This window comes from Jeotgalicoccus sp. S0W5 (assembly GCF_011634875.1).
Taxonomy (GTDB): Bacteria; Bacillota; Bacilli; order Staphylococcales; family Salinicoccaceae; genus Jeotgalicoccus; species Jeotgalicoccus marinus.
The window spans coordinates 125993-140936 of the sequence record NZ_SIRQ01000003.1; the positions used below are offsets into that span (position 1 = coordinate 125993).

At 33.4% G+C, this 14944-nt stretch carries 11 protein-coding genes; 10 read left to right on the top strand and 1 reads right to left on the bottom strand.

Annotated features, from left to right (window positions below):
• Positions 1-56 precede the first annotated feature (56 nt).
• The 5 genes from hflX (at position 57) to EYB29_RS03015 (ending at position 7228) form a co-directional block, all read left to right on the top strand.
• A complete protein-coding gene (hflX, locus tag EYB29_RS02995) occupies positions 57-1280 on the top strand; it encodes a GTPase HflX (protein WP_166626531.1) in 1224 nt (407 codons plus the stop codon).
• Positions 1273-2526 carry a methionine gamma-lyase family protein gene (locus tag EYB29_RS03000; protein ID WP_371807493.1) on the top strand — a complete coding sequence of 418 codons (1254 nt, stop codon included), beginning with the start codon at positions 1273-1275 and terminating at the stop codon, positions 2524-2526. Before hflX ends, EYB29_RS03000 begins: the two co-directional genes overlap by 8 nt.
• 81 nt (positions 2527-2607) lie before the next feature.
• A complete protein-coding gene (locus EYB29_RS03005) occupies positions 2608-3417 on the top strand; it encodes an ABC transporter permease (RefSeq protein ID WP_026867640.1) in 810 nt (269 codons plus the stop codon).
• A gap of 7 nt (positions 3418-3424) precedes the next feature.
• Positions 3425-4339: an ABC transporter ATP-binding protein gene (locus EYB29_RS03010; protein WP_026867641.1), complete on the top strand. Its 915-nt coding sequence runs from the start codon at positions 3425-3427 to the stop codon at positions 4337-4339.
• Between the two features lie 78 nt (positions 4340-4417).
• Positions 4418-7228, top strand: a complete 2811-nt coding sequence (locus EYB29_RS03015; protein WP_166626533.1) for a glycosyltransferase family 4 protein — start codon at positions 4418-4420, stop codon at positions 7226-7228.
• 36 nt (positions 7229-7264) lie between these two features.
• On the opposite strand, the gene EYB29_RS03020 is transcribed toward EYB29_RS03015, so the two are convergent.
• On the bottom strand, positions 7265-8461 hold the full coding sequence (locus EYB29_RS03020) for a DUF6270 domain-containing protein (protein WP_166626534.1): 1197 nt from the start codon (positions 8459-8461) through the stop codon (positions 7265-7267).
• A 91-nt stretch (positions 8462-8552) separates the two neighbouring features.
• Between EYB29_RS03020 and EYB29_RS03025 the strand changes: the two genes are divergently transcribed.
• The 5 genes from EYB29_RS03025 to EYB29_RS03045 all read left to right on the top strand — a co-directional run bounded on the left by EYB29_RS03025 (position 8553) and on the right by EYB29_RS03045 (position 14819).
• Positions 8553-9074: a YveK family protein gene (locus EYB29_RS03025; RefSeq protein ID WP_166626535.1), complete on the top strand. Its 522-nt coding sequence runs from the start codon at positions 8553-8555 to the stop codon at positions 9072-9074.
• Positions 9075-9084: 10 nt separating this feature from the next.
• Positions 9085-9711: a ParA family protein gene (locus tag EYB29_RS03030; protein WP_166626536.1), complete on the top strand. Its 627-nt coding sequence runs from the start codon at positions 9085-9087 to the stop codon at positions 9709-9711.
• A gap of 32 nt (positions 9712-9743) precedes the next feature.
• Positions 9744-10997, top strand: coding sequence for a nucleotide sugar dehydrogenase (locus EYB29_RS03035; protein WP_166626537.1), 1254 nt, complete (start codon positions 9744-9746; stop codon positions 10995-10997).
• Between the two features lie 83 nt (positions 10998-11080).
• Positions 11081-12166 carry a GW dipeptide domain-containing protein gene (locus EYB29_RS03040; protein WP_166626538.1) on the top strand — a complete coding sequence of 362 codons (1086 nt, stop codon included), beginning with the start codon at positions 11081-11083 and terminating at the stop codon, positions 12164-12166.
• 40 nt (positions 12167-12206) lie between these two features.
• Positions 12207-14819: a glycosyltransferase gene (locus EYB29_RS03045; protein WP_166626539.1), complete on the top strand. Its 2613-nt coding sequence runs from the start codon at positions 12207-12209 to the stop codon at positions 14817-14819.
• Positions 14820-14944 lie beyond the last annotated feature (125 nt).

Here is a 14944-nt window from a genome sequence, read left to right on the forward strand (position 1 = left end):
ATGCAAAACATGATATCGTAATATTAATAAAAAATTTGGGGGTGTTTGTCATAGAAATGACGCATACCGGAATCATTATCGCAGCAAATTTGCCTGAAACTAAGGATGTTGAATCCGAAGTTAAAGAGTTAAAAGAACTTTCTGAGTCAATAGGTATAGAAATCATTGGCATCCATATTCAAAATAGACAGCGAGCGGATCGTAAATCATATGTAGGTTCTGGATTTTTAGCAGAAATCGAAGCACAATATGAAGACTTGGATTATTGCATTGTAAATGATGAAATTTTAGCCAGTCAGAATAGAGCAATTGAAACTATGTTAGATACAAGTGTCATCGACCGGACCCAAGTCATCTTGGATATATTTTCTTTAAGAGCGCAGTCGAAGTCAGGTAAACTTCAAGTCGAACTCGCTCAACTTGAATACTTGGTTCCTAGGCTTAAAGGAGAAGGCATAAACTTATCACGCCTTGGTGGTGGAATTGGCACAAGAGGTCCCGGTGAAACAAAACTTGAAACGGACCGTAGGCACATAAACTCACGTATCTCTGATATAAAGAGGCAATTGAAAGTTATCGATAATCACCGCCTAAGATATAGAAATAAGCGTCGTGAAAATCAAGTGACGAAAGTGTCTTTAATCGGTTATACCAATGCTGGAAAATCGACGCTTTTCAATAAATTGACTAAGGCAGAGGCGCTTGAGGCAAATAAGCTTTTCGCTACACTAGATCCACTAACCCGTGAGATGGTGTTACCATCCGGTTTCCAATGTATTATCTCAGATACTGTTGGATTTATTCAGAAATTACCGACGACCTTAATTGAGAGTTTTAAATCAACACTAGAAGAAGCGGCGGACAGTGATTTTATTATTCATGTGATTGATAATAATGCTGCAGATATCAACAGTCAGTATGATACAGTTGAGCAATTGATTCAGTCACTAGATATGGCGGATATTCCACAGCTTGTCTTATTTAATAAGAGCGACCTGAACGACAGTAAAAAATTATTACCACCTGTGCCTTATAACTTTGTAAACAAAAATATGGATTCAACTGAACTACTGTCTTATATAGAAGACTTCATGATTAAGTATTTCAGTGATTATGAAGTCAGTGTGCCAATATATAGACAAGATAAGATTTATAATCTTAAACGCCAAACAGTGGTTAAGGATATAGAAATCGAAGAAGAAACAGTGAGAATATCTGGCTTTGAACCTGATGGGAATTTTGTAAATAGAATAATAGCTAAGGATGAAGATAGTGAATAAGGAAGAAAAAATTATAAGCATCATAAATGAGGCAGAAGAAGTATTGGCGTCTCATTTTAAAGAGAATAAAGATTTAGCCTACAAAAATTTTAAGAAGGTCATGCAGGCTTTTAATACACATTCAGTTATGGAATCAGACTTTAATGGTACAACAGGCTATGGCTATGATGATACAGGGCGTGATAAGTTAGAGGATATCTATAGAGATGTCTTCAAGGCTGAAGATGCTTTGGTAAGAACACAGATCATTTCAGGGACGCATGCAATTAGTCTTGTGCTACTCAGTATTTTAAGAGAAGGAGATGAGCTGCTTTATATTACTGGCCAACCCTATGACACCTTAGAGAAGGTCATCGGTAATAGTATAGATGACGTAGGTAGTCTGATGGAATTAGGCGTTAAATTCAATACTATAGACTTAAAAGAAGATCAGTTTGACACAGAGAAAATTCTCGAATCAATCAGTGATCAAACAAAAATAGTTGGTATCCAACGCTCACGAGGATATTCAGCACGTAAATCAATGTCAATCGAAGAAATAAAAACCATCATAAAAACAATCAAAGAAAAGCACCCAAATGTGATTGTCTTCGTAGATAACTGTTACGGTGAATTTGTTGAGAGTAAAGAACCCCTTGAAGTTGGTGCAGATATCATCGCTGGTTCACTCATTAAAAACCCTGGCGGAGGACTCGCAAAAATGGGTGGCTATGTCGCAGGTAGACAAGACCTTGTTGAACGAGTAAGCTACCGCTTAACTGTACCAGGTGTCGGTAAGGAAATGGGCGCGAGTTTAAATGCTTTAACAGATATGTACCAAGGATTCTTTATGGCACCTCATGCAGTCATAGAATCTGTAAACGGCGCACTCTTAATGGCTTATGTCTTTGAACAATTGAATATGACCGCTTCACCTTCTTATAAGGATAAAAGAACTGACTTAATTCAAAGTGTGAGCTTCAATACTGAAGAAGAGATGATAACATTCACACAAATGATTCAAAAAGCGAGTCCAGTCAATTCAAGATTTTTACCTATACCAGACCAAATACCAGGTTATCAAAACCCGGTAATCATGGCTGCAGGTACCTTTGTACAAGGTGCATCACTAGAATTATCTGCTGATGGTCCAATTAGATCCCCATATACAGTCTATGCCCAAGGTGGGCTACATATTGAGCACGTTAAATATGCCTTAGAAATGGTCTTAAGTGAAATGCATGAAAAGGGTATGATTCAACTGTAGGTCTTGTAATTGAAAGGCTAGTGACACAATAATAGTTTAAGAGTATAATTAACTTCGATCTTACAAATTGGAGCAAACCATATGAAAAATGTATTTGCGTTATTAAAAGAAAACTTCGAAAACCTGCCATTGATTTGGAAGTTGAGTTTATATAACTTGAAGGCTTCATACGCCAACCACTATCTTGGTTTACTTTGGACAATTTTAATGCCAGCTGCCCAAGTTGGCGTATTTTATGTTGTCTTTGGACTTGGACTAAGAGGGGATAGAGGAGATGTACAGAATGTACCTTTCCTCGTCTATTTGATTACTGGTATATTTGCCTTTGGTTTTATATCAGGATGTGTCAATGCAACATCAAATGCCATTAGTAGCCAGATTAACTTAGTGACAAAGATGAAGTTCCCTTCATCTATCTTGCTTTCGATGTCGGTCATGAATAATGTAATTTCTTTTATAATTATGACTTTAATCGTACTAGTCATCAGTTTAGTGAACGGTTATTCTGAACCAAGCCATTATTTAGTATGGTTTTATTTTATGTTTGCCACCATTGCCTTTAGTTATAGTATTGGTTTAATAATGTCTTCAGTGAACATATTAATAAGGGACTTTAAAAATGTTCAGGCAAATGTAATGAGAATGTTTTTCTTTGTAACACCAATTTTCTGGGAGCCAGAAGGTAGACCACCATTGATGTCTATAATTATGGCTTTTAACCCATTCGCTTATCTTCTCATGACATTCAGAAATGCGCTCATATTTGATGGACCAGCATTTTATGGTACAGCTGCTGACCATATCTATTTCTGGTCGATTACATTGTTCTTATTCTTTGTTGGAGTTCAGGTTCATTATCGCTATAAAGACAGATTAGTCGATTATCTGTAGAGGTGAAATTATGTATAAAGTAAAAGTAGATAATGTCTCAAAAATATATGATATAAATCGCAATAGAATTCAAAAAGTCTTATCCTTAATTTCATTTGGTTGGCTATATAAAGCTAAACCATTCTATGCATTAAGAGATATTAATTTTGAAGTACATGCTGGTGATTCAGTAGGTATTTTGGGTTTGAACGGTTCAGGTAAGACTACACTGTCTGACTTAATTGCTGAAGCGACGGTACCGTCTAAAGGGAATATTCATATTAATGGAAGAACATCACTTATTGCAATCAGTGCAGGTTTAAATAATGAGTTAACAGGCGAAGAAAATATTCGTATTAAATGCTTAATGCATGGTCTGTCTGAAAAAGATATTAATGATCGTTATGATGATATCTTAAAATTTTCTGAGCTTGGTGATTTCATCAAACAACCAATCAAGAGTTACTCTAGCGGAATGAGGTCAAGACTTGGTTTTGCGATTGCTATTCATACAGACCCGGACATTCTCATTGTAGATGAGGCTCTGTCTGTTGGTGATGAGACTTTTGCTAACAAATGTATTGACCGAATGAGAGATTTTCAAGCACAAGGTAAAACTATATTCTTCGTGTCCCATGCAACTGGTCAAATTAGACAGTTTTGTAATAAGGCAGTTTGGGTACAATATGGAGAAATGAAACAATTTGGAGATATGCAAGATGTAGTAAAAAGTTATGCTGAGTTTGTGGGTCAATATAAAAACTTAACACGTGATGAACAGATTGAGTATAAAGATAAGATGGTTGCCGAACAAATGGCGAAAAGTCAAAGATTGGTTTTACCGAAAGAGAAGATTAATATGTTGAGTGTTGCTGTCGGTAGTGGGCTGTTCTTACTAATGGTGCTCGGTATACTAATACAAGTATTCACTGTTTTTAATTAAAACAGCCTTTTTAAATATAGCAAAATATTGTAAGGTATAATATTAGTTCATTTCTGATAGACACATAGGAGAATTGCCATGAGATATCTTCAAGGAGTTATATCATACTTCGCATTAAAATATAATATGCCTGTTGTCTCTAGACACATACTCAAAATAAGTCTGACTAAAAAGATTGGTAAAAAAGAGCCGGGTTTAAGTTACTTTTTGAGAAAGTCAGGACACTTAACGCTACTTGACTTGATTGATCGTATGCGATTAGCCAATGATTATGAAGCTTATTTAAAGGCGCTTATTTTACGTCATGAGAAGGATTATAAAGGGTCTTTAGAGATGGTTGAAAATGACCGTAATAAGGCACTTGTACCTTTTAAGACCAAACTTTATTATAATTTAAAGCGTTTTGATGATGTTGAAGATATTGCAGAATCTGGACATGATGTACTCGGTGACTTAACAAAAGACCAGCAAGAGGTCTTAGTTCGTAATTTCTTAAAGTCAAATCAATACGATACGATTGAACGTATGATTAACCGTATGAGTAGAAATAAACAGCGATTGGTAGAATTATATAACGAAGAAAAAGATGATTTATTCTACCAATACTCTTGGACAAACTATAGACAAAATGTTTTAGAAATTGATGACCCTGATGTTCAGTTATCTGATTTAAAAGTAGTGATTGACCAAGAAGATATTAATTTAAAACATCTCGGTTATGTCTTAGTAATTAATAATCACTTCCAAAAAGAAGAATTAGTTGAACCGTTAAATGATTTATTTGTCGATCACATCAACAATAATAGTCAGTTATTTAAATACATAGATCCAATCGCAGTCGATGTATTAGATTTCAATCTTGCTTCGACTGACAAAAAATCTGACCAACTCCAAAATCTATTAAATTATTATCACTTTGGTAAAGGTACGAAAGTGTTAATGAATAAAATTTTAAAATTGTTGCCTGAAGTACCGCTTAATGCACAGCATATTATGAGTTTACGAAGACTCATTATAGATCAACAGATACAATTTAAGGACTCAAATGCAATTCGTTTGTTTAAGTCAGATAAGCGTTTAGAAACTGTATTTCAAAGTGCAACTCTATTTTTAGATGAAGACACTAATGATAATACAGATCGATTTGTATATGATAATTTTTCAAACAAAGCTAGAGCTAGAATATATAATGCAGTGATTGCACAACTCCAAAGGGTAAATAAGTTATATAATCTACCACCCTATATTTTTTCTTATTTAGAAAAGACGGCAAGTAAAAAATATAATCATGCCTTAATACTCGGTAGATACTATGCCGCTGAGAATGAGACTGATAAGTTAAACCAGTTAATTAAGCGCCATTTACCTGAAAAGAAATACAAGCTTCATATTAATCTTTCAATGTACTTATTTAATTTAAAACGATTTAATGACTCACTCTACCATGCACAAGAAGCGTATAAGATTAAACCAACCAGTGCAGATGTTTTAAGGGCATTGATTAGAGCAAATCATGCAATCGGTAATATTACAGCTCGCTTTAAGTTTTTAAAGGAAATGAAAAAGCACTTTCCTTCAAGAGTATATCCAGGTGAATTTAATCTGGCAGAACAAGAATATAAACTGATGCAACAAGAATGGCAACCGAAGCCCTTACCCTTAGATTCAAAATTTGATGGTGATGGAAAAACAATACTTTTTGTACTAAACAAAGGAATGCCAGTTATTAATGGTTATACAATTCGTTCAAATGAAATTATATCTAGAGTAAAAGAACTCGGATATCGACCAGTGGTGACTACACGCCTTGGTTGGTCCCCAGAACATGAAAGTTATGAAAAACCTGGACTAGATGATGGGGAATATCGCACATATTATATTGATCGCTCAGATAAGTACCTAACAAATCGAACACCTTTAAAAAAATATTTCGATACTTACAAAGATGAATTATATAAGATTGTCATGGCGGAGCGTCCCTCTATCATTCATGCCGCTTCTAACTTTCAAAATGCACTTCCTGCTATTCGTTTAGGAAATCAGATGGGAATCAAGACAATCTATGAGGTTCGAGGCATGTGGCACCATACACAAACATCTAAAATTCATGAGTTCTATCAGTCAGACAGATTTAATATGCAAGAAGAGTATGAGGTCATTTGCTGCTCTTATGCTGATGAGGTCGTTGTAATTAGTGAGAGTTTGAGAGAGTATTTAATTTTTAAAGGCATTGATGCTTCTAAAATTACTTTAATTCAAAATGGTGTAAACACAGATAAGATATATCCAACAGAAAAATCGGAATCCATTATTAATCAGTATAACCTTCAAAATAGTATTGTATTTGGTTTTATTGGATCAATTACTAATTATGAAGGTATCGAAATGATAATTGATACAATTAAAGAACTAAACGAAAGTGATTATTATGACAAACGTTTTAAGTTCTTAATTGTTGGAGATGGTCAATATCGTGCGACGCTCCAAAAGAAAGTGCTTGAGGCTCACTTAAGTGAGGATGTCATCTTTATAGGTAAAGTTCCATTTGAAACGGTTAAGGACTTCTATTCAGTTATCGATATCGCACCATTCCCTAGAGTGGATGAGCTTGTTTGTCAGTTGGTGACACCGATTAAGACATATGAGGCTATGGCAATGGCTAAGAAAGTTATTGTCAGTGATGTCAATGCGCTTAAAGAAATGGTGATTGATCAAGTCAACGGCGTTTACTTCAAAGCAGATAATCAAGATGCATTTAAAGAAGCGGTGGTCAAAGTACTAACAAATGACTCTATTGGTAAATCAGCGAGATTATGGGTTGAAGAAAATCGTAATTGGCAAGTATTAATCGATCGATTAGATCGTTTGTACAAAGAAATGATTGCTTAAAAAAATTGTGCCTAAGGCTTACCTTAGGCACAATTTTTATTTTAACTTACTAATATAATCCTTAATCCCATTTGATGCTGAATTAAGAGCATCTTGATTATCAACGATGAATGTTTCAAGATCGTCTTTGTTTAAGTCATAAAGAATATTTAAAGCCATTTCTAATAAGTCTTCTTTTTTAATATAGACCTCATTTACTTCTTCTTTTAGAAATACATCTAGACCGTTATAACCATCTACATACTTAAATGGGTTACCCACTAGTCCTTTGTATTTAGAAGTAGACAATATCAGATTTAACATCCATAAATTTTCATCACTTGGCATTTCAACATATTGGTATAACTTACCTTTTCTTGAAAGGGTGTTTGGATTGTACACAAAGGTATCGGAGAACCTAGGCTTAATATTATCCACTTCAGCTGTTACGCGAATTCGGTATTTCCCAGCATCATCTAAATGGAACTGACAAAAGCGTGAATCTGTACGGTGAGATTTTTTAAAAGGGCGACCATCTTTATATAATTCATAGATGTAATGACGTTCTTCTACATAGTTCATAAAAACAGATAGAATATCACCTTCTAATTTTTCGTCAAAGAGCAGTTGATTGTCATAGTTATCTGAATTAATTTTTCTAAGTTGTTGGTTAACTGCATCATAGATTTCTAGTGGTGCGTCAAGTATATCTTTAACTGCATCATTTCCTGCACTGATTACTAACTTATTTTCTATATTATTATAGAGTAATTCATATAGGCCTGAAATAAAGCTGTCGTAAACATTATTAGGTAGTACATCGATTAAAATAACTTTGTCATATCTTTGTGCCAAGGTTAGAACATCTTTGATTCTATCCCTTAAAGCTCTAAACTGATCAATTTTTCTAACTGTTTGGTAGTCGATATTATCATCAATCAATTCGAATGAACGACGGTTAAAGTAAGCACCATTATAGACGACGATATCGTTTAGTTCACTGAGTAAATCAATCATTAAGACTTCTGAGTTAGATTCTTTAAGTTTCTCCAGGTTTGCTTTATTTAAATCTCTATGAGCCGTTGAGATTTCTACGATATCACTCGTGTTAATGTCTTTCATTGCTTTTGGATACGGCTCTGAGAACAATGATAATAAGCTAGTACCAGCTATGAAGTTGTTAACTGAATAGGGAAAACTTCTGAATTCTGTTAGTTTGGAAGAAAATTTACTTCCGATAATATCAATTTTCATTACTTGCACCTCTAGATTTCGATAGAATGTTTTCTATTTGCATGCCTTAATAGTATAATATAATTTGAATCACGAATTAAGGAGCAGACTTATGTACTTTTTAAAGAAAAACATTCTTAATATTATTATTTGCATGCTTAGTTTTGGCGTGCTTGCTACAGTGGTTAACTTCTTCATTCCACCGTCCAGTACAACATACGAAGAATATTATACATTAGAAACTGCTCTAGAACCAAATTCTATTGCAGATTTAAATATTTTACTAAATGATACTATTAATAATAGTTCTGATAATATTCACGTAGCCGAGTTGAATGGACAAACAAATTCTAATCTGTTACAACTAAGCATTACAACAGAAAGTGGAATTAATTATGATTCGATCCATTCACAAGTACATGATATTTTAGAATCGGAAGGATTCGTTATAACCGAAAACGTAAGCCAATTGACTTATGAAACATCGAATGAAGCCTTACAGATTATAATTGTTATGTTAGGGTTAATCATTGGTACTGTTGCAGGGATCATTCTCGCAGTCAACAATAATAACATTAATACTGAAGAAGATATCCAATACTATCTAAACGAAAGAACATTGGGTACATTCTAGGAGTGAGAATATGAGTTCAAATGAACAAAGTGAATCAGTATTTGACAAAGATCTTTTAAATACTTTATACGATACTGCGATTGCAATAAGAAAAGAGAACAAAGATAATCCAAAAAATAAGACAATATTTTCATCTTTAACAAAGCAAGCGGCAACAGTTGAAGCAACAGTTCATATTGCTTACTTACTCGCCAGCCTAAAAGATCGTGTGTTAATCGTTAACTTAGATGGAAAATCGTTTAACCAGGTTGAAACGTATATAAATTCAAAAGCCAAGCCGAATTTATTTACAACATTGAAGACTTCCATGTTTTTAAGTGAAGCCATTCAACCGACATCTGTTGAACGATTAGATGTCATTCATATTGAAGATTTAAGTGATGAGGAAATCGTTACAAAATTTAATGAGTATAATGTATTATCAAAATTAAGTCCATTGACGAATTATTATGATCATATCTTCATCATTGGTCCTCAAGTGGATGATATGGAAAATTACGGAACTTATTTGGAATTAGCTGACAGTGCTGTCACAATTATCAGTGCTAAAAAGAATGACAAACATGAATTAAGTAAATATTTACAGAAAATTAATCTTTTTAATGTAAAAAGTTTTGGTATACTAAGAAAAGTATAAATTTAAATTTGAAGAAGGTAAGGTGTTTCATAGTGAAACTAACAACAATTGGATTAGGTTATATAGGTTTACCTACATCTATTATGTTCGCTAAACACGGCGTAGATGTGTTAGGTGTCGATATTAAACAAGAGGCAGTTGATATGCTTAATGGAGGACAAATTCATATTGAGGAGCCTGGACTACAAGAAGCACTTGAAGAAGTGTTAGAAACAGGTAAATTCAGAGCTTCGACTGTTGCTGAAGAAGCAGACGCATATATTATTGCGGTACCAACACCAAACAATGATGATGAGCATAAATCTGCTGATATCTCTATTGTTATGGCTGGTGTTGCGTCAATCGTTCCTATACTTAAAAAAGGTGACACTGTAATTGTAGAATCTACAATCGCACCTCGTACTATGGATGATAATGTAGCGCCTTATCTAGAAGAACAAGGTTTTAAGATTGGTGAAGACATTTTCTTAGTACACTGCCCTGAACGTGTGTTACCAGGACAGATTATGCATGAACTTATTTACAACAACCGTATCATTGGTGGAATGACACCAGCATGTGTTGAAGCTGGTAAGAAAGTATATGGCACTTTCGTTAAAGGTGAAATGATTGAAACAAATGCAAAGACTGCTGAAATGTCTAAGCTAATGGAAAACACTTATCGTGATGTGAATATTGCTTTAGCAAATGAGTTAGCTAAAATTTGTAACCATTTAGACATCAATGTACATGAAGTAATTGAAATGGCGAACAAGCACCCACGTGTTAACTTACACACGCCAGGACCAGGTGTTGGTGGTCACTGTCTAGCAGTAGACCCTTATTTCATTATTGCTGAAGCACCTGAACAGTCACCATTAATCCAATTATCACGTTCAATCAACGTGTCTATGCCTGAGTATGTTGTTAATACAACTAAAGACATCCTTGGCAAACTTCGTGGTAAGAAGGTGACTGTATTTGGTCTAACTTATAAAGGTGATGTGGATGACATTCGTGAATCACCAGCGTTTGATATTTATGAGTTATTACGTAAAGAATCTGGCCTAGAGGTTGAAGCTTTCGATCCACACGTTAAGATGGACTTTGTGGAAAAAGACATGGCTGAAGCGATTAAAGATTCTTCTTTAGTCCTAGTATTAAGTGATCACAGTGAATTCAAGACTTTAACTGATACTGATTTTGAAGGTATGAAAGATAAAGTTATTTTTGATACTAAGAATGTTGTACCTAACAACTTCGAAGAAGTTAAATACTTCAACTACGGCAACATCCAAAAATTCTAGAAACTATATATAAATACAAATATAAACCGAATGGCATTGCTATTCGGTTTATATTTTAATAACAATCTATGAGGTGAATTGAAATGAAGGAAATAGTGGCATACGATTACCCTAAACAGTTCATACTGAACGAAGAAGAAGGTACAAAGATCTATAGAAGTGTTGGTGAAGATGAAGGTTCAAAAGAAATTGATGATTATCAATTTTCTATTGTTTCGACAATTACTGAAAAATATGAAGATGGTATTAAATATACTCAAATCCAACATGAAGACGAACGTTTAGGCTGGATTAATCTTCAAAATTCAATTCAATTATTTAGATTTAAAGATAAATCATATAAGTTCATTGCTGAAGAGTTTGAGGCTAATGAAATTAATGACAAATTAAATATAGTTAAAGATTTTAAAACTCACTTTAGTGGGAAAATGGTAACTGTAAAATCAGAAATTGAATATAAAGGTAATAAGTTACTTTCAGTGTTTGTGAAGGATAGATTTTTCGGGTTCCACGATGAAGAATATTTTGAGGAACTGATTACAACCAAAATTAATCTGGACCATGATGATCTTAAAAGCAAAACATTATACAAGATTAGTTCAATGGAAAAGCCATACCTAGAAAATGTTACTTTTAATAAACCACGTTTAGTATCTGTTTTCAAAGAAAGTAAAGTGGGCAGAATAAGGGCAAATAAAAAGGAGTACTTCTGGATCACTATAGATGGACTAGAAAAGTATTTAGACCAAGTTGAAGCAATATCTAGAAGTGAGTCAGATAAACACCTTGATGATCTTTTCTATGCTATAGAAAAAGAAAGGGCTCAGAGTAAAGAAGCGGTTAAGACAGTTTTATCAGCTCAAAGTTTCTTAAATTCCAAGAGAATGAAGGAAAAAGATAAACGTATTCAAACACTTCAAAACTCATTTAATCGAGCAAATCAAAAAATTAAAGATTTAGAGTCAGGAGCTTCAAGTAAATCTAATGTTTCCAATGAGGAAATAGCAGAACTTAAGAAAGAAAATCATAGGCTTAGTCAAGAGGCTAAACTGAGTGAAAAACGCTTAGAACAACAAAGAGATTATAACCGTCGCTTAGAACAACAAAAAGACAAGTATAAGGACCGTATGTTAGTAGTTGAAGAGAGACTTAAAAAGTTTACGAAATAAACATTAAAAATACTTGTTTTTAAAGAGTGGAGGTTTAAACGTGGACAGACATAGTCTAACTAAAAAATTAAAGAAATATAATAAAAAGATCGATAAAAATTTCCCTGGCACATTAAATCAAATAATTAATGACTTAGATCCATCTATTTTAGCAAATGAATATAACCCTAACTTTTCAAAAAGAATTGAGGCTGACCCTTTTTATGAGCTGAAATTTGAAGATATGAATCGTTATGAAGCGTTAGATAAGTTTAAAGAAGCTTCAAACGAAGTAGTGAAAAGTAATGGTAGTCGTATTTTTAAAAAATTAGATTTGAACATTGGTATTATTGCTGATGAATTCTTATATGATTCTTTTAAGGATGTTGCAAACTTTGAATATATTTCAAGGGACAATCAAGAGTTAAAAGACTATGATTTTGTGATTTTTGCTACATCATGGCGTGGGATAGATAATTCTTGGGACGGTTCTGCACATCCTAATAATGAAAAAAGACAAGAGATGATTGAACTTGTCGAAAAGTATAATAATAAAGGTATTCCTACAATCTTTTATTCAAAAGAAGACCCGGTTAACTACCATCTCTTTAAGTCTCTGGCAGAACATTGTCAACATATCTTTACTACAGCTGTGGAGATGGTGAAAGATTACAAGACGTATACTGGTAATGACAATGTGCATGTATTGCAATTTGGTGTAAATCCTTTAATACATAATCCAGTTGGAACACGTTCTGCTTCTGCTGATGAATTCAAAGATGAAGTGTTATTTGCTGGAAGCTGGTTAACAAAGTACCCTGTGAGGATGTCTGAAACTAAGAAATTATTCGATGCTATAGTGAGAGAAAAAGCTCCATTTACAGTTATAGATAGAAACTTGAATTTAGGAAATCCGAGGTACCAATTCCCCTCGAAATATCTATCCAAAATGGCACCACCGGTTCCACATGATGAACTTATGAATTTGCATAAGTTGATTCGATGGAGTATAAATATGAATTCTGTGAAATACTCTGAAACCATGTTTGCAAATCGAGTATATGAACTACAGGCCTTCGGAAATATATTATTATCTAATTATAATACAGGTATTAATAATCTTTTCCCTAATGTTCGACTTGTCCATAGTGATGATGATTTCAAAGTTATATATAATACTAAAGAAAAAGATCTTCTTGAACTACAGGCTAAAGGAATTCGCAATGTATACAATGGTCATACAACGTTTCATAGAATACAACAAGTAGCGAATACAATCGGCTTAGATTTTGAAACGATTCCTAATGAGATTCTAGTTGTACTAAACAATGATTCAGAACAAAATTTACAAAGTTTTGAACAACAAATATATGAAAATAAGTCATATATTTTAGAGGAAGAATTGGAAGATGCAAACTTGTCTTCGTATGACTTTATTACTTTCTTTAGCGATGAAAATATTTATGAAGAATATTATTTGAATGATATGTATAATGTTTTTAAATACGTAGACGTTGATTTTGTTACTAAAGACGAGAGCGCCGAGGCACATAACTATATAATGACTTTAGCAGATAGATATAAATCAATGATTGATATTGAAAAATATTTAGAAAACCCTGATATTGAAAATCTCGAAAATGGTTATAATTTAGATCATATAGAAATTCTCAATGTTGAGGACCTACCTGGAACAGAGGATGTACAAGAGAAAGAGTTAAGTGTGATTGTCCCAATCCATAATAATGGAACGTATTTAGAAGAAAAGTGCTTTGCCAGTCTGAAACGATCAAGTAGTTTTGATAAAATGGAAATCATCTTTATTAATGATGGAACGACAGATGAATTAACTTTAAAAGTTATAAATAGAATTAGAAGACGTCATCCCGATATAGTTTATGTTGAAAATGAAACAGGTTCAGGTAGTGCTTCTAAACCACGTAACCAAGGTGCTCGAATTGCTTCAACTGATTTGATCACATATCTAGATCCTGATAACGAAGCACTTGGAGACGGATATCATTTCTTATTAGAAAGTTTTAAGAAAAATGATGTAGATATGGTTGTTGGGAATATAATTAAAGAAGATAGTTACCGTAAGAACGAAGGAAAGTATACAAATATTCTAAAACGAGCGAATAAGAATAGAATGATGGTTACAGATCCAAAAGAATTTTTAGTTCGCTCAGATCTTCGTGTACAGAGTATACAAGCTCTAATTGTTAAAAAATCAGTAATTATTGATAATGATATTATCATGGTAGAAGGTGCTGCTGGACAGGATACAATGTTCTATCAAGAACTTGTCCTGAATTCAAAGGCAATTCTTGGAGTGAATAAATATATTCACGTCTACTATGCAGCAGTAACAGGGAGTGTTACAAACACAGTATCTCATAAGTTCTTCGATAAGTATTATAAACTTGAGACGGAAAGAATACCGTACCTAGAGAAATACGGATTAATGGATGTTTATTTGGATGTGAGGTTTAATCCATATATCAGATCATGGTATTTACTAAGACTCAATCGTGTTGATGAAGAAAATAGACATCAGGCAGTTACAAAATTCTTAGATATAATTCATTTATATGATAAGTATGAACCTGAATTTGAAGAAGATATTAAACACACACTTGAAAAGCTTGAAAAAGAAGTAAATTACAATGCATAGAAATATAAAGGACTCTCTGAAAGACTACTTCCAGAGAGTCCTTTATTATACAATAAATCTTGTGTGATTTTTGTTATAATAAATTAGTAACATGTATTGATATTAATAAACTAGGGTGAGAGATT